A 21,805-nucleotide genomic window follows, 5' to 3' on the forward strand; every position below is an offset into this window, starting at 1 on the left:
CATCGACGGCTTCGAGCCGCGCCTCGTCGACGTGGGCGAGGCGCGGGATCTTCGCGGAGATCGGCGGCTCGGGCCCGCCCCTGCTGCTGCTCCACGGCTACCCGCAGACGCATGCGGCCTGGCACCGCGTGGCGCCGGTGCTCGCGCGCCACTACACGGTGGTGGCGGCCGACCTGCGCGGCTATGGCGACAGCCTCGGCCCGCCCGGCGATCCGCTGCACGCGGCGCACAGCAAGCGCGCGGTGGCGGCCGACCAGGCGGCGCTGATGCGCGCGCTGGGCTTCGAGCGCTTCGCGGTGATCGGCCACGACCGCGGCGCGCGCGTGGCGCACCGGCTGTGCCTCGACCATCCGCAACGCGTCGCGGCCTTCGGCTCGATCACCGTGATTCCCACCGTCGAGATGTGGGCGCGCGCGAACAAGGACTTCGGCCTCAAGAGCTGGCACTGGTTCATGCTGGCCCAGCCCTTCGACCTGCCCGAGCGCCTGCTCGCGGCCGACCCGGCCTTCTTCCTCGACTGGACGCTGCGCAACATGGTGCGGCGCTTCGACGCGGTGACGCCCGAGGCCCATGCCGAGTACCTGCGCGCCTTCTCGCGCGAGAGCGTGCGCCACGCGATGATCGAGGACTACCGCGCCGCCGCGTCGATCGACCTCGAGCACGACGAACACGGCCGTGCCGCCGGCGAGCGCGTGCGCTGCCCGGTGCATGTGCTGTGGGAGCGCGGGCGCTTCCCGGCCGAACGCACGCCGGTCCACATCTGGCGCGACGCGGCGGCCGAAGGCACGCCCGTGGGTGGCGGCGAGATCGACTGCGGCCACCTGATGATGGAAGAAGCGCCCGAGGCGGTGCTCGCCGAGCTGCTGCCCTTCCTGCGCGCGCACTGGCCTTCGCCGAGTGCCGCGCATCCGAGCCACATCCCCTGAACACGAACCCGAGGGCGCATCGCACGCCCTCTTGCTGGAGACATGCCATGACTTTCCGCCACCGCCTTCTTTCGCCGCGCCGCGCGCTGCTGCTCGCCGCCGGCCTCGCGCTGACCGCGCCCCTGTGCGCCATCGCGCAGGGTGCCTATCCCTCGAAGCCGATCCACCTGGTGGTGGGCTTCCCGCCCGGCGGGCCGGCCGACCTCGCGGCGCGCATCGTCGGCGAGAAGCTCGCGCAGGACCTGCGCCAGCCGGTGCTGGTCGAGAACCGGCCCGGCGCCTCGCAGAACATCGCGGCCGACTACGTGGCCAAGAGCACGGCCGACGGCTACACGCTGCTGATGGGCAGCACCGCGGTGGTGGTGAACCACTTCCTCTACAAGGACATGCGCTTCGACGTGTTCAACGACCTCGTGCCCGTGGGCACGGCCGCGCGCACGCCGCTGATGGTGGTGGCCAATCCGCGCTTCGCCGCGAAGAACATGAAGGAGCTGGTGGCCGCCGCCAAGGCCGCGCCCGGCAAGATCAACTACGGCTCGGGCGTGCGCGCGAGCACCACCCACCTGGCGGTGGAGGCCTTCAAGGCGCAAGCCGGCATCGAGATCTCGAACATTCCCTACCAGGGCGCGGGCCCGATGCTGACCGACCTGATGGGCGGCCAGGTCAGCTTCGCCTTCGACACCATGGTGACCTCGATGCCGCTGGTGAAGGCCGGCCGATTGCATGCGCTGGCGGTCACCAGCGCCACGCGCTCGCCGATCGCGCCCGAGCTGCCGACCGTGGCCGAGTCGGGCTACCCGGGCTTCGAGGCCATCGGCTGGTTCGGCATCCTCGCGCCCAAGGGCACGCCGCAGCCTGTGGTGCAGCGGCTCGAATGCCTCGCTGCAGAAGGTGCTGGCCGCGCCCGACGTGGCACAGCGCCTGGCCGGCGCGGGCGGCGACGTGATGCCGGGCACGCCCGAGGACTTCGCGCGGCTGATGCGCAGCGAATCGGAGAAATGGGGCGGCGTGATCAAGCGCGTGGGCATCACGCTCGACTGAGAAGGAGTGAATGAACCTGCTGCGCGCCCCGATCTCGCATCTGCGGTCCTCGCCGTACGTGAGTACGGCTCCGGTCCTCGACGCGACCTCGGGCCGCTCGCGACGGTTCCTTCACACCTTCTGAACGCCAGCTTCAGAGCGCGGCGATCGCGGCCTGCCGCGCGCGGTCGATCTCCGCGTGGTGGGCCTCGGCCCAGCGGTCGACCGCGATCAGCGTGCGGCTCAGCGACAGCCCCAGCGGGCTCAGCCGGTACTCGACGTGCGGCGGCACGGTCTGGTGGTCCTCGCGCAGCACCAGGCCGTTGATCTCGAGATCGCGCAGGGTCTGCGTCAGCATCTTCTGCGAGATGCCGCCGACCCGGCGCAGCAGTTCGTTGTTGCGCAGCGGCTGGTCGCGCAGCAGCGGAATGATCAGCAGCGCCCACTTGTTGGCGACGAGCTCGAGCACGCGGCGCGAGGGGCAGCCGGCGCTCCAGACGTCGGCGGGCGCGGGCTCTGCCACGGCGGCGGGTTTCTTCGATGCGGGCATGGCGATTCCCATGGTTACCAGAAGGTGCGTACTTGTGGCTTGGTGCCTGGGCCGGAATTATCCGTTTCCACATCAACCCTGCACACAACGGAGGAACGGATCATGGGATGGTTGTTACTGCTGGCGGCCGGCCTGGTCGAGATCGCGATGGCCGCGGCGCTCAAGCGCTCGGAGGACTGGACCCGGCTCTGGCCCTCGGTCGTCGGCGTGGCGAGCGCGTTGCTGAGCATCTTCCTGCTCGCCAGGTCACTGCGCTATCTGCCGCTGGGCCCGGCCTATGCGGTGTGGACCGGCATCGGCTCGGTCGGCGTGGTGCTGATGGGCGTGCTCGCCTTCGGCGAGGCGCTGTCGGGTCCGCGCCTGGCCTGCATCGCGCTGGTGGTGGCGGGCACCGTCGGCCTGCGCACGCTGGAGGGCTGAGCGGCATGGCTTCGACGATCCTCCACATCCAGGCCTCGCCCTCGGGCGCGCGCTCGCGCTCGATCGACACGGCGCAACATTTCCTGCAGCGGCTGCGCGAGCGCGACCCCGCGGCCGAGATCCGCACCCTCGACGTCTGGGCGCTCGACCTGCCGCCCTTCGACGCCACCATGATCGACGCCAAGTTCGCGGTGCTGCGCGCGCAGACCGCCACCGACGAACAGCGGCGCCACTGGCGGCGCGCCGTGCGCCTCGCGCAGGAGTTCAACGCGGCCGACAAGTACGTGTTCAGCCTGCCGATGTGGAACTTCGGCCTGCCCTACCGGCTGAAGCACTACATCGACGTCGTGACCCTGCCGGGCGAGAACTGGCGCTGGTCGGCGCAGGAGGGCTACACCGGCCTGCTGCACGGCAAGCGCGCGGCGCTGGTCTATTCGAGCGCGGGCGACTACCCGGTGGGCCTGCCTTCGCATGCGCGCGATTTCCAGAAGCCGTACATGCGCACCTGGCTCGAGTTCCTCGGCATCGTCGACGTGGTGGAGCTGGCCGTGGCGCCGACGCTGGCGCCACCCGAGGCGGTGGCCGCCAACCTCGCGCGCGCCAGGGCGCGGGCCGACGAACTCGCGCGCGACTTCTAACTTCTAGCGCGGCGGCTCGCCCACGCCATCGAAGCGCTGCGCGAGCCACACCAGCAGCGGCATCGCCACGGCCCAGACGACGGCCAGCACCACGAGCGCCGGCACCCGGTCGACGAACTGGGCCGCGCCCAGCTTCACGCCCGCGACGAACGACGCCGGCCCGCAGACCGCGCCCAGCACCGCCGCGAGCAGGTAGCGCCGCCGCAGCCAGCGCAAGGTGACGTTGAGCGCGATCGCGAACAGGCCCCACAGCGCGACCATCCAGTACGGCGCGAGCTGCGCGACCGGCTGGCCCGAGGGATAGCGCACCAGCCCGCCGAGGGCATGGCCGGTCTCGATCACCACGCCCAGCGCGCAGGCGATGGCCACCAGCCGGGCCTCCTGCGCGGGCCGGGCCGATACCCACAGGTGCCAGGCTATCGCCGCCGCGACGCAGGCCGTGCCCCACAGCGGATGGCCATGCGCCGCGCCGAGCACGGCCGCGAACCAGGCGAGCTGGAACACGACGAAATTGGTAATCCGAACGGCGGTCATGGCAACAGGTACGCGCGCCGCGGCGATCCGGATGCCGCGATCTACATCGCGGGAGCGTGCGTGCGCGCCGCCGCGCGGCGCAGGCTCTGCGGCGGCTGGCCGAAGGCGCGGTGGAAGGCGCGCCGCATGCGCTCGGGATCGGAGAAGCCGGTCTGCGCCGCGATGCGGTCGACCGACTGGCCGCCCTCCTCGATCAGGATGCGCGCGGTCTCCACGCGCAGCTTCTCGATCGCGCGCGCCGGCGACTGGCCGGTTTCGGCCAGGAAGGCACGGCTGAACTGGCGCGGGCTCAGGTGCGCCACCTCGGCGAGCTGGTCGACCGAGAGGTTCTTGTGCAGGTTCTTCTTCGCATAGTCGAGCGCCTGCTGGATGCGGTCGGTGCGCGGTTCGAGCTCGAGCAGCGCCGAGAACTGCGACTGCCCGCCCGCGCGCCGGTGGTAGATCACCAGCTTGCGCGCCACCGAGCGCGACAGCTCGAGGCCCAGGTCGCCCTCGACCAGCGCGAGCGCGAGGTCGATGCAGGCGGTCATGCCGGCCGAGGTCCAGACTGGGCCGTCCTGGATGAAGATGCCGTCCTCCTCCACGCGGATGGCCGGGAAGCCGCGCTGCAGCTCGCGCGCGAAATGCCAGTGCGTGGTGGCGCGGCGACCGTCGAGCAGGCCGGCCTCGGCCAGCACGAAAGCGCCGGTGCAGATGCTGCCCAGGCGCCGCGTGCGCGGCAGCGCGCGGCGCAGGAAGTCGAGCAGGCCGTCCGAACTCGGCGGCACCGTGGTCGAGCCCGCGACCAGCAGCGTGTCGAAGCGGCGCCGGTCGAAGGCGCGCGAATCGACCGTGACGCCGGCCGTGCTGGCCACCGGGCCGCCGTGCTCCGACAGCACCTCGAGCTCGTAGACCGTGCGCCCGGCCTCGGCGTTCGCAAGCTCGAAGACCGAGAGGGCGACCAGGTCGAGGATCTGGAAACCGGGAAAGACGACGAGGCCGATGCGCTGGGTCATGATGTCTTTAAACGAGGGAAACATGTCATTTGAGACATCAGTGTCCGGCCCAAACTCCTGGCTGTCAAACCACCTTTCCTCATCCCCTTCGACATCCAAGGACCTTTCCCATGAGCTCGCAAGACATCGCCATCTCCGCCCCCGGCAAGGGCACCGCGCTGATCACCGGCGCGTCCACCGGCATCGGCGCCGTCTACGCCGAGCGCCTCGCACGCCGCGGCCACGACCTCGTGCTGGTCGCGCGCAACAAGGAGCGCCTCGAGGCGCTGGCCGAACGGCTGGTGCGGGAGACCGGCCGCCGCGTCGAGGTGCTCGCGGCCGACCTCACGGCCACCGCCGACCTGCGCCGGGTCGAGGAGCGGCTGCGTACCGACGAACGCATCACCCTGCTGCTCAACAACGCCGGCCTCGGCGCCACCGCGACCCTGCTCGATTCCGACCCCGACCAGATCGACACCATGATCCAGCTCAACGTGGTCGCGCTCACGCGCCTCACGCGCGCCGTGGCGCCGGGCTTCGTCGCGCGCGGCGGCGGCGCGCTGATCAACATCGCCTCGATCGTCGCGCTCTCGCCCGAGCTGCTCAACGGCAGCTACAGCGGCAGCAAGGCCTACGTGGTCAACCTGAGCCAGTCGCTGCACCACGAGCTCGGCGCCAAGGGCGTGAAGGTGCAGGCCGTGCTGCCGGGCGCGACGCGCACCGACTTCTGGGGCATCGCGGGCGTGCCGGTGGAGCACCTGCCGCAGGAGATCGTGATGTCGGCCGAGGACCTGGTCGACAGCGCGCTGGCCGGCTTCGACGCGGGCGAGCTGATCACCATCCCCTCGCTGCCCGACGTCGAAGACTGGAAGCGCTTCGACGCCGCGCGCCAGGCGCTGGGCCCGAACCTGTCGCGCAGCGTGCCGGCGTCGCGCTACGCGAAGGCGGCGACAGCAACAGCAGCCTGAGCGGCGCGCGCTCGCGGCCCGCGCCTTGACCTTGGCGCGGGCAGGTGGATTCGCGCGGGCGGCGCGGCCCCACCCGCCCGGCGGCAAGATGGCCGGCCATCCTCAGGAGCCCGCCCCATGAACAGCCCCCGAAGCATCAAGATCCCCGGCCCCGACCATCCGATCACCGTCGCGCCCAATCCCGCGCGCGTGGTCGTGACGCTCGCCGGCCACACCATCGCCGACACCCGCGCCGCCCTCACCCTGCGCGAGGCCTCGTACCCGGCCGTGCAGTACATCCCGCGCGCCGACGTCGACATGTCGCTGCTCGAGCGCAGCACGCACACCACCTACTGCCCGTACAAGGGCGAATGCAACTACTTCAGCATCCCGGCCGGCGGGGAGCGCTCGGTCAATGCGGTGTGGACCTACGAGTCGCCGTATGACGCGGTGGCGGGGATCAAGGACCATGTGGCGTTCTATGTGGATCGGGTGGATGGGGTCGAAGAGCGGGCGGGCTGACTGTCGGACCTCCTTCACCGTCGATCGGCGCGATGGCGCAGCGCCAAAGAAGAAGCCGGCCCCTGCTTTCGCAAGGGCCGGCTTCTTTTTGTTTGAACCGCTGGCCTCACCGCAGGGGCTGCCCCCGCGATGCGACCGAGTTCCCGGTGCCGATTACAGCGGCAGCGAGTCGCCGCGAGCAGCAGCACGGGCTTGTGCGCGCACCGCATTGCGGTCCACGGTGCTGGCGACCAGCGGAGCCACGCCCGACGAAGCGCCTTCGGCGTAGGGGTTGTCGCTGTGTGCAGCAGCAACCGCTTCGGCACGCACGGCGGCACGGCTGGTCTGCGACACGATCACCTGGGCCGGGCCGGCGTTGGCGCCTTCGGCATAGGGGTCGGCGCTGCGAGCGGCGATGACGGCCTGGCCGGCGACTTCGGCGCGGCTGGCGGCCGAGGTCAGGGGATGCACGCCCTCATAGGTTTCTGCATGGGCTGCACCGGCAGCGGCGAGCAGGGAGAGGGCAACGGCGGAGAGGAGCTTCGAGGCGTTCATTTTGAGTATTCCTTCAATTCTTGTGACTTGACTTTGGATGATTCGAACCGGTCTTGGGGGGCGCCGTCCCTTCGGGGGCGGCCACCTCGTCAGTGCCTGTTCACCCAGATCAGTCGCTGCCTTCTGCTTGTCTTGGAGTCGGCGGCTGGTCCGTGAGATGAATTGTGCGCCTCAACCCTAGGTAAAAACCCTAGGCAAATGGAACCGCGGCGTTCACGGGAAGGAAACAATCGATCGCCCGCGACCCGCCTGCCCCCTTCTGCCTCCCCTCATCGGCCCTCGAGGAAATCGACCACCGCGCCCACGAACTCCTTCGGAAACTCCACGTTCGACAGATGCACCGCGGGCAGGGTCAGCAGCCGCGCGCCCGGCACGGTGGCCGCGATCAGCTCGCCATGGCTCGCGGCCGTGACCGGATCGAACTCGCCCGCGATCACCAGCGTGGGCCGCTCGATCAGCGCGATGGGCCGGCGCAGGTCGGCGTCGCGCACGGCGGCGAGCGCGCCGGCCAGGCCCTGCGGGTCGATCTCGAGCAGCACCTGGCGCAAGGCCTGCACCACGGGGCCGTTCTCGGTCAACAGCCGCTCGGGGAACCAGTTGCGCAGGAAGCCCTCGGCCGTCTCCTTCATGTCGGGGGCGGCGAGCACGCCGACGATGCGCTCGTCGAACACGCTGGCCGGGCCGAGCCACGAGGAGGTGTTGGCCAGCACCAGCCGGTCGATGCGCTCGGGCGCATGCACGCCCAGCCACTGGCCGATGAAGCCGCCGAGCGAGAGGCCGAGGAAATGCGCGCGCTCGATCTTCAGCGCGTCGAGCAGCTCGATCACGTCGCGGCCGAGCCGGTCCATCGAATAGGCGCCCGGCGTGACGCCCGAGCCGCCATGGCCGCGCGTGTCGTAGCGCAGCACGTGGAAATGCCGGCCCAGCGCCTCGACCTCGCCGTCCCACATCGAGAGCGTGGTGCCGATGGAGTTCGACAGCAGCAGCACGGGCTTGCCGGCATCGCCATCGAAGCGGTAGGCGATGCGGGCGCCGTCGCCGGCGGTGGTGGTGTGGGTGAAGTGGCTCATGGCGTGCTTTCCTTGGCATGGCTTCGGAGCCTCGGGCCCCTGCAACGGCGATCACCGTGCGTCAAATCGTAGTTGCGCCACCTGGCGAAAGAAATTACAAAGTTCGATCAATCCTTGTCAGCAAATCGAACATGAGCGAATTCACCCTGCACGACCTCCAATGCTTCGACGCGGTGGTGCGCGCGGGCGGCTTCCAGGCCGCCGCCACGCAGTTGCATCGCTCGCATCCGGCGGTGTTCGCGGCCGTGGCCAAGCTCGAGCGGCAGCTCGGCCTGGTGCTGCTCGACCGCGGCGGCTACCGCGTGCAGCCCACCGAGGCCGGCCGCTCCTTCCATGCGCGCGCGCAGTCGCTGCTGCGCGAGCTCGAGGGCTTGCGCGGCCATGCGCGCCAGCTCGCGGTGGGCGAGGAAAGCGAGCTGCGCGTGGTGATCGGCGACCTGTGCCCGCGGCCGCAGGTGCTGGCGATGCTGGCGCGCTTCTTCGCCCGCTGCCCGGGCACGCGGCTCGCGCTGTACTTCGAGGCGGTGGCCGGTCCGGCCGAGCGGCTGTTCGACGGCGAGGCCGACCTGATCCTGCACGGCATCGACAAGCGCGATCCGCGGCTCGAGTGGATCGACCTGTGCAAGGTGCCCTTCGTGCCCGTGGTGGCGCCGGCCCTGCTGGCCGAGCCGCTGCCGCGCGCGCCGGGGCCCGAGCGCCATGCGCGCCTACACCCAGTGCGTGATGCGCGACACGGCGCGCCACACGCCGCCCCAGGACCACTTCCTGATCGAGGGCGCGCACCAGTGCACCGTGGCCGACCAGCTCATGAAGAAGGAAGTGATCCTGCTGGGCCTGGGCTGGGGCCACATGCCGCGCTTCCTGATCGAGGAGGAACTGCGCGACGGCCGGCTGCGCTCGATCGCGGGCCGCCACCTGCCCGGCAGCGTCGAGGAGCTGGTGGCGGCGCGCCGGCGCGACCGCTCGCCGGGGCCGGTCGCGAGCCGGCTCTGGGCCCACATCGAGGCCGAGGCGCCGGCGCTGCGCCGCGCGCTGGCCGGCACTGGCGAGGCCGCTAGCGCCCCAGGTCCTTCGCCGACACCCCGGCGATCCCCCAGTTCTCCTTCGGCACGTCGTGCAGCCACACGCGCACGTTCTCCTTCGGCGCGTTGACGGCCTCGACGATGGCGGCCGTGACCTTCTCGATCAGCGCGCGCTTCTGCTCCTCGGTGCGGCCTTCGATCAGGTAGATCTGTGCAAACGGCATGGTCCGGCTCCTTCCGTGTTCAGACGAAGCGCAGCCCGACGCTGCCCATGCCCTGCACCTTGAGCGTGACCGCGTCGCCCGCCTGCACGGCCACCGCCTCGGTGATGCCGCCCGAGAGGATCAGCGTGCCGGCAGGAATCTCCTCGCCGCGCGCGCCCAGGTGGTTGGCCAGCATCGCGATGGCCGCGGCCGGATGGCCGAGCACCGCCGCGCCGGCGCCGAAGGCCACGGGCTGGCCGTTCTTCTCGAGCACGATGCCCGTGGTGCGCAGGTCGACCTCGCTCGCGGGCACGGCCCGGCCCCCGACCACGAAACGCGAGGCCGAGGTGTTGTCGGCCACCACGCTCTTGAGGTCGAACTTGAAGTCGCGGTAGCGGCTGTCGATCACCTCGATGCCGGGCAGCACGAAGTCGGTGGCCGCGAGCACCGCGCCGATGTGGCAGCCCGGGCCGATGAGCGCGCGCTTCGTCACGAAGGCGATCTCGGGCTCGACCTTCGGATGGATCAGCTCGCTCACCCTGCACTCGCCGCCCTCGGGCACGGCGTAGTTTTCGGCCATGAAGCCGAAGACCGGCGTGGTCACGCCCATCTGCTTCATCTTGGCGTGCGAGGTCAGGCCGGCCTTGAGGCCGACGATGCGCAGGCCGCGCGACGTCTTGCGGCGGCGGATCTCGTCCTGGATCGCATAGGCGTCGTCCCAATCCATCTGCGGGTATTCGTCGGTGATCTTGGGCGTGTCGCGCGCCTCGAGCTCGCAGGTCTCGAGGTGCTCGGCGAGCGCGGCGATGGTCTTCGCATCGAGCTTCATGCCGCCACCTCCTGACGCGAGCGCGCCAGCGTGATCGCCGTGTCCTCGATCATGTCCTCCTGCCCGCCGACCATGCCGCGCCGGCCGAGCTCGACCAGGATCTCGCGCGCCGGCACGCCGTACTTCTTCTCGGCGCGCTTGGCGAACAGCAGGAAGCTCGAGTACACGCCCGCGTAGCCCAGCGTGAGCGAGTCGCGGTCGACACGGATCGCGTGGTCCATGATCGGCACGACGCGGTCCTCGGCCACGTCCTGGATGCCGAACACGTCGACGCCGGTCTCGATGCCCATGCGGTCGCAGACCGCGACGAACACCTCCATCGGCGTGTTGCCCGCGCCCGCGCCCAGCCCCGCGGCGGCGGCGTCGATGCGGTTCGCGCCCGCCTCCACCGCGGCGATCGAGTTCGCGATGCCCATGGCGAGGTTGTGGTGACCGTGGAAGCCCAGCTCGGTGTCGGGCTTCAATGCCGCGCGCACCGCGCCCAGCCGCGCCTTCACGTCCTCGGGCAGCATGTGGCCGGCCGAGTCGGTCACGTAGATGCAGTTGGCGCCGTAGCCTTCCATCAGCAGCGCCTGGCGCACCAGCAGTTCGGGCGAGGCCATGTGGGCCATCATGAGGAAGCCGACCGTGTCGAGGCCGAGCTTGCGCGCCATCGCGATGTGCTGCTCCGACACGTCGGCCTCGGTGCAGTGGGTGGCCACGCGCACCGTGTGCACGCCCAGGCCGTGCGCCATGCGCAGGTGGTCGACGGTGCCGATGCCCGGGATCAGCAGCGCCGAGACCTTGGCGCGCTTCATCAGCGGGATCACCGTGCCGAGGTACTGCTCGTCGGAGTGGGCCGGGAAGCCGTAGTTGACCGAGCTGCCGCCCAGGCCGTCGCCATGCGTGACCTCGATCAGCGGCACGCCCGCCTCGTCGAGGCCGGTGGCGATGTGCTTCATCTGTTCGAGCGTCATCAGGTGGCGCTTGGGATGCATGCCGTCGCGCAGCGTCATGTCGTGCACGGTGACGCGGCGGCCCTTGAGGGTGTTGGTGTTCATGGGGTGGGTGCTCCTATGCCGCGACGGCTTCGGGTTGCGGGCGCCGGCGAGCATCGCCTCGGCGAACATCTCCGCCGTGCGCGCCGCGGCGGCGGTCATGATGTCGAGGTTGCCGGCGTACTTGGGCAGGTAGTCGCCCAGGCCCTCGACCTCGAGGTAGATCGACACGCGCTTGCCGTCGAACACCGGACCGTTGACCAGCTTGTAGCCCGGCACGTAGCGCCGCACCTCGGCGATCATGGCGTGCACCGAGGCGGTGATGCGCGCCTCGTCGGGCGTGTCCTCGGTCAGGCAGTGCACCGTGTCGCGCATGATCAGCGGCGGCTCGGCGGGGTTGACGATGATGATGGCCTTGCCCTTCGCGGCGCCGCCCACGCGCTCGACCGCGTCGGCCGTGGTGCGGGTGAACTCGTCGATGTTCTTGCGCGTGCCCGGGCCGACCGAGCGGCTGGCCACGGTGGCCACGATCTCACCGTAGGCCACGGGCTGCACGCGCGACACCGCCGCCACCATCGGGATGGTGGCCTGGCCGCCGCAGGTGACCATGTTGACGTTGGCGGGCCGTTCGCCGGCATCGGCAATCAGCGCCTGCAGGTTGACCGGCGGCACGCAGAACGGGCCGATGGCCGCAGGCGTGAGGTCGATCATCAGCACGCCGAGCGCATGGAGCTTCGCGCTGTTCTCGGCATGCACGTAGGCGCTGGTGGCATCGAAGGCGATCCGCACGCCGTCGGCCTTCACGTGCGGCAGCAGGCCGTCCACGCCCTCGGCGGTGGTCTTCAGGCCCATCTCGCGGGCACGCTTCAGGCCGTCGGACTCGGGGTCGATGCCCACCATCCACACGGGCTCGAGCACCGGGCTGCGCTGCAGCTTCGCGAGCAGGTCGGTGCCGATGTTGCCCGGGCCGATCAGCGCGCACTTGATCTTGTTCGTCATGGGTTTTTTCTCCGTCAATGGAAGCGCACCGAGCAGCCGCCGAGGCCGCCGATGGAGACGCGGAAGTTGTCGCCGGCCTTGGCCGGGAACATGGCGGCGAGCGCGCCCGAGAGGATCACCTCGCCGGCCTTGAGGCCGATGCCGAGCGCGCCGAGGGTGTTGGCCAGCCACGCCACCGCGTTGACCGGCGAGCCGAGCGCGGCGGCGCCCGCGCCGGTGGCGATGATCTCGCCGTTTTTCTCGAGCACCATGCCGCAGGTCGAGAGGTCGACGCGGCGCGGATCGACCGCGCTGTCGCCGAGCACGAACACGCCGCACGAAGCGTTGTCGGCCACGGTGTCTGCAATCTTGATCTTCCAGTCGCGGATGCGCGAGTCGACGATCTCGAAGCAGGGCATCACGCATTCGGTGGCGGCCAGCACGTCGGCATTGACTATGCCCGGGCCCATCAGGTCGCGCTTGAGGATGAAGGCGATCTCGCCCTCGGCCTTGGGCTGGATCAGCGTGGTGCTGTCGATCGACTCGCCCTCGCCGACGATCATGCCGTCGAGCAGGTAGCCGAAGTCGGGCTGGAACACGCCGAGCATGTTCATCACGGCGCGCGAGGTCACGCCGATCTTCTTGCCGACGATGCGCTCGCCGGCCTCGAGGCGGCGCGCGATCATGCGCTGCTGCACGCCGTAGGCATCGGCCACGGTGATGTCCTCGTGCCGGCTGGTGAGCGGATCGACGACGCCGCGCGCGCGCAGCGCCTCGTAGAGCTCGTCGCCGAGCTGCTGGATCAGTGTGGGGTCCATGGTCTCTCTTTGCATTGGGATGGAAGAAATCAGTCGGCCTCGGCCAGGAAGTCGCCGACCAGCCGCGCGAAGCGCGCGGCATGCTCGATCTGGGTCCAGTGGCCGCAGCGGCCGAACACATGCAGCTGGCTGTCGCCGATCCACTGGGACAGCGTCAGCGAGGTGGCGAGCGGGATCACGCGGTCCTCGCGGCCGTGGATCAGCAATGTGGGATGCGGCAGCGCGCGGATGTCGGCCTCGGGACTGGCGAGCGCATCGACCCAGCGCTGGCGCGGCGCCGGGAACATGGCGCCGAAGGACTCCTGGAAGCCCGGTCGGATGCTGGCCTCGTAGCGCAGCTGCGCGAGCTCGTCGCTGACCAGCGTGCGGTCGAAGGCGAACACGTCCATGATGCGGCGCATGTTCTCGAACGAGGGCGTGTAGCCCCAGACGGCGTCGAGGCCCGGCGTGATCGCGAAGGGCACGCCCACGCTGCCCATCAGCACCAGCCGGCGCACGCGCTGCGGCGCGCGGATGGCCAGCGCCAGCGCGAGCGCGCCGCCGAAGGAGTTGCCGATCAGGTCGGTGCGTTCGATGTCGAGCGCATCGAGCAGGTCGAGCGCCTGGCGCACCCAGCCATCCATGTCGTAACGCGCGCCGGGCACGCGCTCGGTGAAGCCGAAGCCGGCCATGTCGGCGCGATCGCGCGCCGGCTCGCGGCCAGCACCGGCAGCACGAGCCGCCAGTTGGCCCAGGCACTGACGCCCGGGCCCGAGCCGTGGATCAGCAGCACGGGCGCTCCTTGCCCCAGGTCGTGCACGTTGGTGGCGAAGCCGCCGGTGCGCGCGCTGTGGGCGATTTCGGGACTGGTCACTGCCGCGTCCTCAGAGCTTGATGCAGACGTTGCGGAGCTCGGTGTAGAACTCCAGCGAATGCACGCCGCCCTCGCGGCCGATGCCCGAGGCCTTGGCGCCGCCGAAGGCGGTGCGCAGGTCGCGCAGGAACCAGCTGTTGACCCAGCAGATGCCGACCTCGACGCGCTTGGCGACGCGGTGCGCGCGGCCGAGGTTCTCGGTCCACACGGTGGTGGCGAGGCCGTAGTCGGTGGCGTTGGCGAGCGCGATCGCCTCCTCCTCGGTGTCGAAGGGGGCGATGTGGCAGCAGGGGCCGAAGATCTCCTCTCGGATCACCGCGGCAGTCTCGGGCAAGCCGGTCCAGATGGTCGGCTGCACCCAGTTGCCTTCGGCCAGCGCGCCCTTCATGGCCGGCACGCCGCCGCCCGTGACGACGGTCGCGCCCTCCTGCACGGCCTTCTCGTAGTACGAGAGCACCTTGTGCTGGTGCTCGCGCCGAGATCAGCGGGCCGAGGCCGACGCCGGGTTCTTCGGAAGGTCCTGGCTTCAACGCCTCGGCCTTGGCCTTGAGCGCCGCGACGAACCTGTCGAAGATCGGCCGCTGCACATAGACCCGCTCGGTGCCCAGGCAGACCTGGCCGCAGTTCTCGAAGGCCGAGCGCGTGATGCCGGCCACGGCCTTGTCGAAGTCGGCATCGGCGAACACGATGCCGGCGTTCTTGCCGCCGAGCTCGAAGGACACGGGCCGCACGCCCTTGGCGGCCGCGGCCATGATGGCCTCGCCGGTGCGGGTCTCGCCGGTGAAGGTGATGCCGTTCACGCCCGGATGCCGGGTCAGGAACTCGCCGGCCGAGTCGGGCCCGAAGCCGTGCACGACGTTGTAGACGCCCGGCGGAATGCCGACGGCATTCATCACCTCACCGAGCAGGGTGGCGGTGGCGGGCGTTTCCTCCGAGGGCTTGACGACGACGGTGTTGCCGCAGGCCAGCGCGGGGCCGACCTTCCAGGTCATCAGCAGCAGCGGCAGGTTCCAGGGGCAGACGACGCCGATGACGCCCAGCGGCGAGCGCACGGCGTAGTTGAGCGCCTGGCCGCCGTCGGGCGTGGCCATCTCGAAGCTCTCGGTGGGCACGTTCTTCACGATGTCGGCGAACACCTTGAAGTTGGCCGCGCCGCGCGGGATGTCGACATGCGAGGCCAGCGCATGCGGCTTGCCGGTGTCGGCCATCTCGGCGGCGAGAAAATCGTCGAAGCGCCGGTTGATCTCGTCGGCCACCGCATGCAGCAGCTCGACGCGGCGCGCGACGCTCATGCGGCCCCATTCGCCATCGAGCGCGGCGCGGGCCGCGCGCACGGCGGCATCGACCTCGACCGCGCCGGCCTCGTGCACCAGGCCGATCAGACGGTTGTCGACCGGCGCCCGGTTCTCGAAGGTCTTCGCGCCGGCGACGAACTCGCCGCCGATGAAGTTCATGAACTGCTTCATCGAGCGCTCCTCAGGTCAGCACGCTCAGGAAGTTCTCGTTGAGCTTGCGGTCGTGATAGAAGATCGCGCGCCCGAGCTCGTCGTCGGTCCACACCAGCGGCGGCTTGTCCGGGTAGTAGATGTAGCCGCCCGAGAACACCTCGTTGCGGTTGCCGCTCGGGTCGAAGAAATAGATGGTTTCGCCGCGCGTGATGCCGTGGCGCGTGGGGCCGATGTCGAGCGACACGCGCTTCTTCGAGATGATGTCGGCCGCCTTCAGCACCTCGCCCCAGTTGTCGAGCAGGAACGACGCATGGTGGAACTTGTTCTTCTCGGCATGCCGGATGAAAGCGATGTCGTGCGGCTTGGTCGAGCAGGTCAGGAAGGCCGCGATGTACATGCGCTCGGGACCGGCCACCACGCTCTCGGCGAGCTGGAAGCCCAGCACGTCGATGAACAGCTTCATGGTGCCGTCGAGGTCGTCGCCGTACAGCAGGCAATGGTCGAAGCGCGAGGGCGCCATGCCCTTGAGGTCGTCGGGATAGACCTCGGGGTTCTCGTAGGACATGCCGTTGCCGACCTTCTCCTTCTCGGCGAACAATTCGATCGCATGGCCGGTGGGCACGGTGAAGCGAAAGCGCCGGCCGGTGCGCAGATGCTCGCCGGCCTCGATCCACTGCGGCTCGGTCGCGAGGCCGCTGGCCTTGACATCGGCCGCGAGCTTCTCGAGCGTGGCGGGCGAATCGACGCGAAAGCCCATGAAGTCCATGCCGGCCTCGTCGGCCTCGCGCAGCACCACGCTGTGGTGATCGTGCTCGTCCCAGGCCTTGAGGTAGATGCGGCCCTGCGGATCGCGCGCGGTTTTCGATCAGGCCCAGCACGTCGCGGTAATGCTTGAGCGCGGCCTCGATGTCGAGCACGCGCAGTTGCACGTGTCCGGGACGGATGACGCCGGTGATTGCCATGAGAGTCTCCTTGGTGGTTGAAAAGATTTCAGGTGGGGGAACTGGAATTTCTGGAAGCCGTTGCCGTCGCCGCATGCCGTTCGATGCAGCGGGCCAACTTGTCGACGGCGCGCAGCGCGAGGTCGCTTTGCGGATAGGCCCTGCAGGCGAGCACGTAGCCCTGGGCTTCTTCCGCGGCGCTGACGTGGCAGCGACTCATGCGGTCGTGGCGCACATGGCCCGATTCGATGCGGACCTTGCAGACGCCGCAGCCGCCGCCTCGGCAGCCGACGGGGATGCCTTTGCGGCCCAGTTGCTCCATGCCGCCGAGCAGGGTCTGGTCGGGTTTGCAGGGGTAGCGTTCGCCGGTGTTGTCTATGGCTACTGAGAAGGTCATGAAGGTTCTCGTTTGGTTGGCCGGGGGCGCGTGCACAGGACAGCGGGTACTTCCCTCCGCGAATGTCCCCCGGCCTTCGGCCTCCTCCTTAATTTCGCTGCGGGAAGCACCCGCTGCCCTGTGCACGGATGCGCTGCGGTGGTGCCGGCCGCACCACAACCGTTGCGTCCAGGCGCACGTCGATGGGGTACTCCCCGCAGCGAAATCAAGGAGGAGCCGAAGGCGGGGGACATTCGGCGGAGGGGAGTACCCCATCGGCGTGCGCCCGCCCCGACGTATCCAAAAAAAGACGAGCCATCGCTAAAGCGCCTTGAACAAAGGACTGCGAGGCGCAGCAGAAGCCGCATCCGCCGCCGTAAAGAACTTCTCGGTATAGATATCGCGCTCGAACAGCCGCCCCTGCATCAACGTCGCGATACAAGCCTCGGTCATCGGCGGCGGCCCGCACAGATAGGCCTTGTGCCCCCGGAAGTCGTTCGCGAAATGCGCCTTCAACGCTTCGTGCGCATAGCCCCGCGCACCGGCCCAGTCCGAGCCTTCGGGCGGGTCCGACAGCACCGGCAGATAGCTGAAGTTCGGATGCGCGTCCGCCAGCTGCTCGAACAGCTCGCGAAAGTACAGCTCCTCGGCATTACGCGCCCCCTGGATCAGCGTGATCGGCAAGGTGCAGCCCTCGGCCAGCAGATCGAGCACCATCGACTTCGGGCTCGACAGCCCCGAGCCGCCGGCCACGAAGATCATCGGCAGCCGCGCCGACTTGCGCACGAAGAAGCGCCCGTTGGGAGCCGTGAAGCGCAGCCGCTGGCCCGGCTGCAGCGCGTCGTGCAGCCAGCCCGTGGCGCGACCGCCGGGCACGCGGCGGATGTGCAGCTCGACCAGGTCGTCGCCCGGTGCATTCGCGATCGAGAAGGCGCGCTCCCCTTCCACCCCCGGCACCTGCAGCATCACGTACTGCCCGGCCTGGAACGAGGCCGCGCGTTCCGTGCGCAGCCACAGGCCGCGGATCGTCGGCGTCAGCATGCGCGCCTCCACCACCTCGGCATCGAAGTCCTCGAGCGGCAGGAAGCGCGCGTCGGGGTCCTCGTCGATCTCGGCCTCGATCACCAGGTCGGCCTGCGCCATCGCGCAGCACGCCAGGATCTTGCCCTCGTCGCGCTCGAAATCCATCAGCGCGAAGTTCGAGGCATCGCCGTGGTCGCATTCGCCCTCGAGCACTTGCACCTTGCAGGTGCCGCACACCCCGTGGCCGCAGGCGTGCGGCAGCCACACGCCCGCGCGCAGGCAGGCATCGAGCACCGTCTGGCCGTCGCGCGCCGCCACGCCCTGGCCCAGTGGCTCGATCATGATCTGGAAGCTCATGGCATCGCTCCTTGCTCGGTGGGCAGCCTCAGCTGCACGAACCCTCGATGCCGCGCAGGCCCGGCGTGCGGAAGCGGATCGCCGACTTGTGGACCAGCCCGTTGTCGGCCAGCGACTTCGCGGCATCGGGCACGAAGGCCTTGCCCGAGTCGAACCACTCGGCCGTGGTCCAGTCGATCCTTTCGAAATCGGGATGGCTGCCGTAGACGCCGGGCAGCACCTCCGACAGCAGCGCGCCGAAGGGCATGGCCGCGGGCAGCGGCAGGCACACGGGCGAACAGAACAGCAGATGGTCTTCCCAGCCGATGTAGAGCAGGCGGTTGCCGTGGAAGCGCTCCTCGGCATCGGCGACGGTGCCGGTGTAGCCCGGGGCGAGTGCAATGACGGACATGTTTTTTCTCCTGGATGAATGACGGCTTCGGCTCGTGGCTCAAGCGACGATCGCCTCTTGCTCGGGCGGGGCGCGGCGCTCGCCCGAGGTGTCCTGTCCCGTCCATCGATCCCAGTTCGCCTTGTCCGGGGAGCCGTTGAACTCGCCGTTGTCCGCGCCCGCGTTGATGTGGTAGTAGTCGAGCACCGCCGCGAGCGGGTTGAAGCCCTCGACCGTCGGGTCGGTGCCCTCGGGGAAGCAGTTGCCCTGGTAGATCTGGTGCACCGGCAGCCAGGCCTGCACGTACTTCTCGGGCTCGCCGTCGAACACGTCCTTGCAGCCGTCGGAGCAGAAGTGGTACTTCATGCCGTGGTAGCTGCTCTCGCGATAGCAGATCTTGGTCGGGTCGTCGGGCTCGGTGAAGGCCATCGGGATCTGGCAGGTCTGGCACAGCATCGGCAGCGTGTTGTTGAACCAGCGCTTGCCCTGCTGCTCCTGCGCGGCCAGCCATTCGAAGCGCGGGCGGTACAGCGCATCGAAGGTGTCGGGGTACTTGGCCGACAGCCACTCCATCTCGTCGGGGCGCGGTGCCCACACGTTGATGTTGGCCGCGTGGCCGTAGTTGTTGAAGATGGCCCAGGCCTCGTGCGAGAGGCGGCCCTTCTCCTTGCTCGCCACCTCGTGGTACTTGGGCATGCGGATGCCGTAGCGCGAGAGGTCCTGGAACAGCGCGCCGCCGTTCTTCTCGAAATACATCTCCCAGGCCTCGGACCAGCTCATCACCCGCTTGGGCAGCATGTAGTCCATCATCATCGACACCAGCGTCAGCAGCCGGTAGCCGCGCCAGAACCACTTGTCGACCCACTTCTGCACGATCGGCACGTTGCCCGGGTCCTGCTCGAGGATGAACTTCACCACCTCCAGGCCCAGCGTCATGTGGCGCGACTCGTCGCTCTGGGCCGAGAAGCCGAAGGTCACGGTGGCCATGTCGCCGTTGTAGGCGGCGCCGCTCATGAAGGGCATGAACAGCAGGTTGGTCAGCACGTACTCGAACGAGAACGAGATCGCGGTCACGAACTCGAAGGGCCCCGCGCTCATCGCGTCCTCGAAGTAGCTCTTGGGCACCGACAGGTACCACACGCGGTCGTGCATGTGCTGCGGATCGTGCAGGCCGTTGAAGTACTTGTTGAAGTGGCTGATGGTGTGGAACTGCGTCTGCGCATGGCGCAGCTCGTCGATCGACTGCATCTGGCAGGCCACGCGCGCGCCCACGCCGCGGAACGACCGCCCGGCCATCGCATAGCCGCGGTGCGCCGCGTACTCGAGCGGCGACACGCCCGTGAGGAACAGCTTCAGCGTGTTCAGGTAGCGCGGGTCGCTGATGTTGAACTGGCCGTTGTTTTGCTGGAACGCGTCGATGATCGCGTAGAGCTTCTTCTCCTTCTCGCCCTGGAACTTCCAGTAGGCGTCCATCGTGAGGCGGAACGGGTCCTCCCACTGGTCCCAGTCGTGGATCTTGATGCCCTCGAACTGGTCGAAGGGGAACACGTCGTCCATCGACTGGTAGCTGGTCTCCCAGCCGAGGCCGCGGGTCATCATGGCGTAGCGTTCCTTGAGGCCGAGGCGCTTGCCGGTGCTGCTGGTAGGGGTCGTCATGGCGTTGTCGTCCTGTGCGTTGTCGTTGTGGGTGCGGTGGTCGTCGGGGTGCGCGCGCTCAGGCGCCCCAGTGCAGCGAGAACTCGTCGTCGGTCTCCTCGATGCTTCCCGACAGCGAGATCAGGCTCAGGTGCAGCTCCTGCAGGTCCCAGCGGCGGCCGAGCAGCGACTCGACCGTGGCGCGGCGCAGCGTGAGCCGGCCGGGCGCATCGATCTTGACCATGGCGGGGTACTCGCTGACGATGGCTTCGGGGTTGTCGGCCACGATGGCCTCGACGATGGCGCGGGCGCTCTCGCTGATCTGCAGCGCGATGAAGACCGGCGTGCGGGACAGTGCTGCGGTGGCGGTGGTCATGGGGATGGGTCTCCTTGCGGTGGTGATTCAAGCGGTGCGCACCGAGCGCGCGAAGCGGGCGTCGAGCGCCGTGGCGAGTTCCTGCAGCGCGGGCGCGCCCTGGGCGCCAAGCGCCAGCGCGGCCAGCGGCGCGAGCGCCTCGGCGATCTGCGCGCGCCAGTCGGCGTACCAGGCCGCGAGCCTTGCTGCATTGGCCGGCGACTCGTCGGCCGCGGTCTTCAGCGTGGCATCGACCCAGCGCGCGTTCTCGTCGAACCACTCGTTCATGAACTCGGTCAGCATCGCCAGCGCATGGCCGGTGGCCGCGCCCTGCGCGTTCACGTAGTGGCGATAGACCAGCGGATACAGCAGGCCGTCGAACACCAGGTTCTGCGCCACGAACAGCTCGAACCAGTCCTTCGTGACGAACAGGTTCTCCATCGTGCGGCGCACGCCCTGCCAGGCCGGGTGCGACATCCAGGCCTCCTTGCCCGCGTCGAGCGCCTGGCCCGAGTTGCCGTCGAGCTGCAGGCCGATGCGCGAGAGGTACTGCGCGATGCCGAGCCGGTCCATGGCCGCGAAGACGAAGGGCTGCGTGATCGCGGTGCCGTAGCCGTAGCCGCAGCAGTAGCTGTGGTTCATGTTGGCGCCCCACTCGTAGTGGCGCAGCGGCACCAGCACCTGCTGCAGCGACTCGCGCACGCCGGCATCGGCCTGCGCCAGCAGCTGGCGCTTGTCGGCGAACTCGAACTGTCGGTCGGCGCCCTCCTGCTGGCGCGCGCGCGTCATCGTGTAGACGCCGTAATAGAAATGGCGCGGGTCCTTGAACGCATACCAGTCGGCCATGACGATCGCGGTGCGGCGCTTGTCGTAGAGCTCGTGCTGCGGATCCCACAGCGGCCGGTAGTGGAAGTTGGCCGTTGGCTGCATGTCCAGCGTGGCTTCCTGGTAGCGCGAGGCCGGCTTGTCGCCGAGCCGCCGCGCCACGTGCGAGAAGGTCTGGCGGATCGGCCGGATGTCCGAGGTCTTGATGTCGACTTGCACGGTGGGGTCTCCTTGGGTTGTCTCTAAAGAAAACGGTGGGTGGGCGTTTCAGTGCTCGATGCCGGGCGCGCCGAAGCGCCACTTCATGCGCTCGAAGTCCAGGCGCGCGCCCTCCTCGGTCGTCAGGTGGCGCACCTCGTGGCGGGTGCAGAACTCGCGGAACTGGTCGAACAGCAGCACCAGCTCGACCGCGAGCTCGGGGTCGCCGATGGCGAACTCGAACTCGACGAAGCGGGCATCGCGGGTACCGGTCACGCGCACGAAACAGGGCTGGCCGGTCATCCGGGCCGCGCTGTCGCTGGGGTGGCTCGCAGGCATCGAAGGCATCACTTGTTCAATCCATCACTTGGTGGACGACAACGGCGCCGCCCATGCCTGTAAGGGCAACGGGCGTGCCAGCGCGGCTAAGTGATTGATTTGCAAAGGCCCGCGATGCCGGTG

General features: G+C 69.3%; 22 protein-coding genes and 7 pseudogenes. 8 read left to right on the forward strand and 21 right to left on the reverse strand.

Going from position 1 to position 21,805, the window contains the following annotated elements; translation table 11 throughout:
• Positions 1-128 precede the first annotated feature (128 nt).
• Both ACHMXE_RS30950 and ACHMXE_RS30955 read left to right on the forward strand, forming a co-directional pair.
• Positions 129-926 (forward strand): alpha/beta fold hydrolase, encoded by a 798-nt coding sequence (locus ACHMXE_RS30950; protein ID WP_395347910.1) that lies wholly within the window; start codon positions 129-131, stop codon positions 924-926.
• Between the two features lie 47 nt (positions 927-973).
• Positions 974-1,981 carry a tripartite tricarboxylate transporter substrate binding protein gene (locus ACHMXE_RS30955; protein ID WP_395347911.1) on the forward strand — a complete coding sequence of 336 codons (1,008 nt, stop codon included), beginning with the start codon at positions 974-976 and terminating at the stop codon, positions 1,979-1,981.
• 119 nt (positions 1,982-2,100) lie between these two features.
• On the opposite strand, the gene ACHMXE_RS30960 is transcribed toward ACHMXE_RS30955, so the two are convergent.
• A complete protein-coding gene (locus tag ACHMXE_RS30960) occupies positions 2,101-2,496 on the reverse strand; it encodes a winged helix-turn-helix transcriptional regulator (protein WP_395347913.1) in 396 nt (131 codons plus the stop codon).
• 102 nt (positions 2,497-2,598) lie between these two features.
• Between ACHMXE_RS30960 and ACHMXE_RS30965 the strand changes: the two genes are divergently transcribed.
• On the forward strand, positions 2,599-2,916 hold the full coding sequence (locus tag ACHMXE_RS30965; RefSeq protein WP_395347915.1) for a DMT family transporter: 318 nt from the start codon (positions 2,599-2,601) through the stop codon (positions 2,914-2,916).
• A gap of 5 nt (positions 2,917-2,921) precedes the next feature.
• The gene (locus ACHMXE_RS30970; RefSeq protein ID WP_395347916.1) at positions 2,922-3,554 is read left to right on the forward strand and encodes an FMN-dependent NADH-azoreductase; all 633 of its coding nucleotides are present in this window, start codon (positions 2,922-2,924) and stop codon (positions 3,552-3,554) included.
• A 3-nt stretch (positions 3,555-3,557) separates the two neighbouring features.
• Here ACHMXE_RS30970 and ACHMXE_RS30975 read toward each other — a convergent pair whose 3' ends face one another.
• On the reverse strand, positions 3,558-4,088 hold the full coding sequence (locus ACHMXE_RS30975; RefSeq protein WP_209540816.1) for a DUF2878 family protein: 531 nt from the start codon (positions 4,086-4,088) through the stop codon (positions 3,558-3,560).
• Between the two features lie 41 nt (positions 4,089-4,129).
• Positions 4,130-5,083 carry a GlxA family transcriptional regulator gene (locus ACHMXE_RS30980; RefSeq protein WP_395347918.1) on the reverse strand — a complete coding sequence of 318 codons (954 nt, stop codon included), beginning with the start codon at positions 5,081-5,083 and terminating at the stop codon, positions 4,130-4,132.
• 110 nt (positions 5,084-5,193) lie between these two features.
• On the opposite strand from ACHMXE_RS30980, the gene ACHMXE_RS30985 reads away from it, so the two are divergent.
• Positions 5,194-6,030, forward strand: a complete 837-nt coding sequence (locus tag ACHMXE_RS30985) for an SDR family NAD(P)-dependent oxidoreductase (protein ID WP_395347919.1) — start codon at positions 5,194-5,196, stop codon at positions 6,028-6,030.
• A gap of 117 nt (positions 6,031-6,147) precedes the next feature.
• The gene (locus ACHMXE_RS30990; RefSeq protein WP_209540819.1) at positions 6,148-6,531 is read left to right on the forward strand and encodes a DUF427 domain-containing protein; all 384 of its coding nucleotides are present in this window, start codon (positions 6,148-6,150) and stop codon (positions 6,529-6,531) included.
• A gap of 153 nt (positions 6,532-6,684) precedes the next feature.
• Here the strand turns inward: ACHMXE_RS30990 and ACHMXE_RS30995 are convergent, their stop codons facing one another.
• Entirely contained in the window at positions 6,685-7,065 is a 381-nt protein-coding gene (locus ACHMXE_RS30995; RefSeq protein ID WP_057598380.1) for a hypothetical protein, read from the reverse strand.
• A 269-nt stretch (positions 7,066-7,334) separates the two neighbouring features.
• Positions 7,335-8,135, reverse strand: a complete 801-nt coding sequence (locus tag ACHMXE_RS31000; RefSeq protein WP_395347920.1) for an alpha/beta fold hydrolase — start codon at positions 8,133-8,135, stop codon at positions 7,335-7,337.
• Between the two features lie 131 nt (positions 8,136-8,266).
• Here ACHMXE_RS31000 and ACHMXE_RS31005 point away from each other — a divergent pair.
• Together ACHMXE_RS31005 and ACHMXE_RS31010 are read left to right on the forward strand one after the other, a co-directional pair.
• Positions 8,267-8,752: pseudogene (locus ACHMXE_RS31005) on the forward strand (LysR family transcriptional regulator); the annotation flags it as partial.
• 190 nt (positions 8,753-8,942) lie between these two features.
• A pseudogene (locus ACHMXE_RS31010) lies at positions 8,943-9,086 on the forward strand (LysR family transcriptional regulator); the annotation flags it as partial.
• A 103-nt stretch (positions 9,087-9,189) separates the two neighbouring features.
• On the opposite strand, the pseudogene ACHMXE_RS31015 reads toward ACHMXE_RS31010, so the two are convergent.
• From ACHMXE_RS31015 to ACHMXE_RS31090, 16 genes and pseudogenes are all read right to left on the reverse strand, one after another.
• A pseudogene (locus ACHMXE_RS31015) lies at positions 9,190-9,387 on the reverse strand (2-hydroxymuconate tautomerase); the annotation flags it as partial.
• 13 nt (positions 9,388-9,400) lie between these two features.
• The gene (dmpH, locus tag ACHMXE_RS31020) at positions 9,401-10,189 is read right to left on the reverse strand and encodes a 2-oxo-3-hexenedioate decarboxylase (RefSeq protein ID WP_395347921.1); all 789 of its coding nucleotides are present in this window, start codon (positions 10,187-10,189) and stop codon (positions 9,401-9,403) included.
• The gene (gene dmpG, locus ACHMXE_RS31025; protein WP_395352871.1) at positions 10,186-11,229 is read right to left on the reverse strand and encodes a 4-hydroxy-2-oxovalerate aldolase; all 1,044 of its coding nucleotides are present in this window, start codon (positions 11,227-11,229) and stop codon (positions 10,186-10,188) included. The genes dmpH and dmpG overlap by 4 nt, the downstream gene beginning before the upstream one ends.
• A gap of 42 nt (positions 11,230-11,271) precedes the next feature.
• A pseudogene (locus tag ACHMXE_RS31030) lies at positions 11,272-12,165 on the reverse strand (acetaldehyde dehydrogenase (acetylating)); the annotation flags it as partial.
• 14 nt (positions 12,166-12,179) lie between these two features.
• Positions 12,180-12,962 (reverse strand): 2-oxopent-4-enoate hydratase, encoded by a 783-nt coding sequence (gene dmpE, locus ACHMXE_RS31035; RefSeq protein ID WP_395347922.1) that lies wholly within the window; start codon positions 12,960-12,962, stop codon positions 12,180-12,182.
• A 29-nt stretch (positions 12,963-12,991) separates the two neighbouring features.
• Positions 12,992-13,815 (reverse strand): annotated as a pseudogene (locus ACHMXE_RS31040) (alpha/beta fold hydrolase).
• A 10-nt stretch (positions 13,816-13,825) separates the two neighbouring features.
• Positions 13,826-14,203 carry an aldehyde dehydrogenase family protein gene (locus ACHMXE_RS31045; RefSeq protein ID WP_395352873.1) on the reverse strand — a complete coding sequence of 126 codons (378 nt, stop codon included), beginning with the start codon at positions 14,201-14,203 and terminating at the stop codon, positions 13,826-13,828.
• Between the two features lie 76 nt (positions 14,204-14,279).
• Positions 14,280-15,281 (reverse strand): annotated as a pseudogene (locus ACHMXE_RS31050) (aldehyde dehydrogenase family protein); the annotation flags it as partial.
• A gap of 10 nt (positions 15,282-15,291) precedes the next feature.
• Positions 15,292-16,225: pseudogene (locus ACHMXE_RS31055) on the reverse strand (catechol 2,3-dioxygenase).
• A 28-nt stretch (positions 16,226-16,253) separates the two neighbouring features.
• Complete coding sequence (locus tag ACHMXE_RS31060; RefSeq protein ID WP_395347923.1) at positions 16,254-16,601, reverse strand: 2Fe-2S iron-sulfur cluster binding domain-containing protein; 348 nt, start codon at positions 16,599-16,601, stop codon at positions 16,254-16,256.
• Positions 16,602-16,901: 300 nt separating this feature from the next.
• Complete coding sequence (locus tag ACHMXE_RS31065) at positions 16,902-17,960, reverse strand: NADH:ubiquinone reductase (Na(+)-transporting) subunit F (RefSeq protein WP_395347924.1); 1,059 nt, start codon at positions 17,958-17,960, stop codon at positions 16,902-16,904.
• Between the two features lie 28 nt (positions 17,961-17,988).
• Positions 17,989-18,351 (reverse strand): phenol hydroxylase subunit P4, encoded by a 363-nt coding sequence (locus ACHMXE_RS31070; protein ID WP_395347925.1) that lies wholly within the window; start codon positions 18,349-18,351, stop codon positions 17,989-17,991.
• 39 nt (positions 18,352-18,390) lie between these two features.
• Positions 18,391-19,986 (reverse strand): aromatic/alkene/methane monooxygenase hydroxylase/oxygenase subunit alpha, encoded by a 1,596-nt coding sequence (locus tag ACHMXE_RS31075; RefSeq protein ID WP_395347926.1) that lies wholly within the window; start codon positions 19,984-19,986, stop codon positions 18,391-18,393.
• Positions 19,987-20,044: 58 nt separating this feature from the next.
• Complete coding sequence (locus tag ACHMXE_RS31080) at positions 20,045-20,341, reverse strand: MmoB/DmpM family protein (protein WP_395347927.1); 297 nt, start codon at positions 20,339-20,341, stop codon at positions 20,045-20,047.
• Positions 20,342-20,368: 27 nt separating this feature from the next.
• Positions 20,369-21,364: an aromatic/alkene monooxygenase hydroxylase subunit beta gene (locus ACHMXE_RS31085; protein WP_395347929.1), complete on the reverse strand. Its 996-nt coding sequence runs from the start codon at positions 21,362-21,364 to the stop codon at positions 20,369-20,371.
• A 48-nt stretch (positions 21,365-21,412) separates the two neighbouring features.
• Positions 21,413-21,691: a phenol hydroxylase subunit gene (locus tag ACHMXE_RS31090; protein WP_203205410.1), complete on the reverse strand. Its 279-nt coding sequence runs from the start codon at positions 21,689-21,691 to the stop codon at positions 21,413-21,415.
• Between the last annotated feature and the right edge of the window lie 114 nt (positions 21,692-21,805).

This window comes from Variovorax sp. UC122_21 (assembly GCF_044056785.1).
Lineage (GTDB): Bacteria > Pseudomonadota > Gammaproteobacteria > Burkholderiales > Burkholderiaceae_C > Variovorax.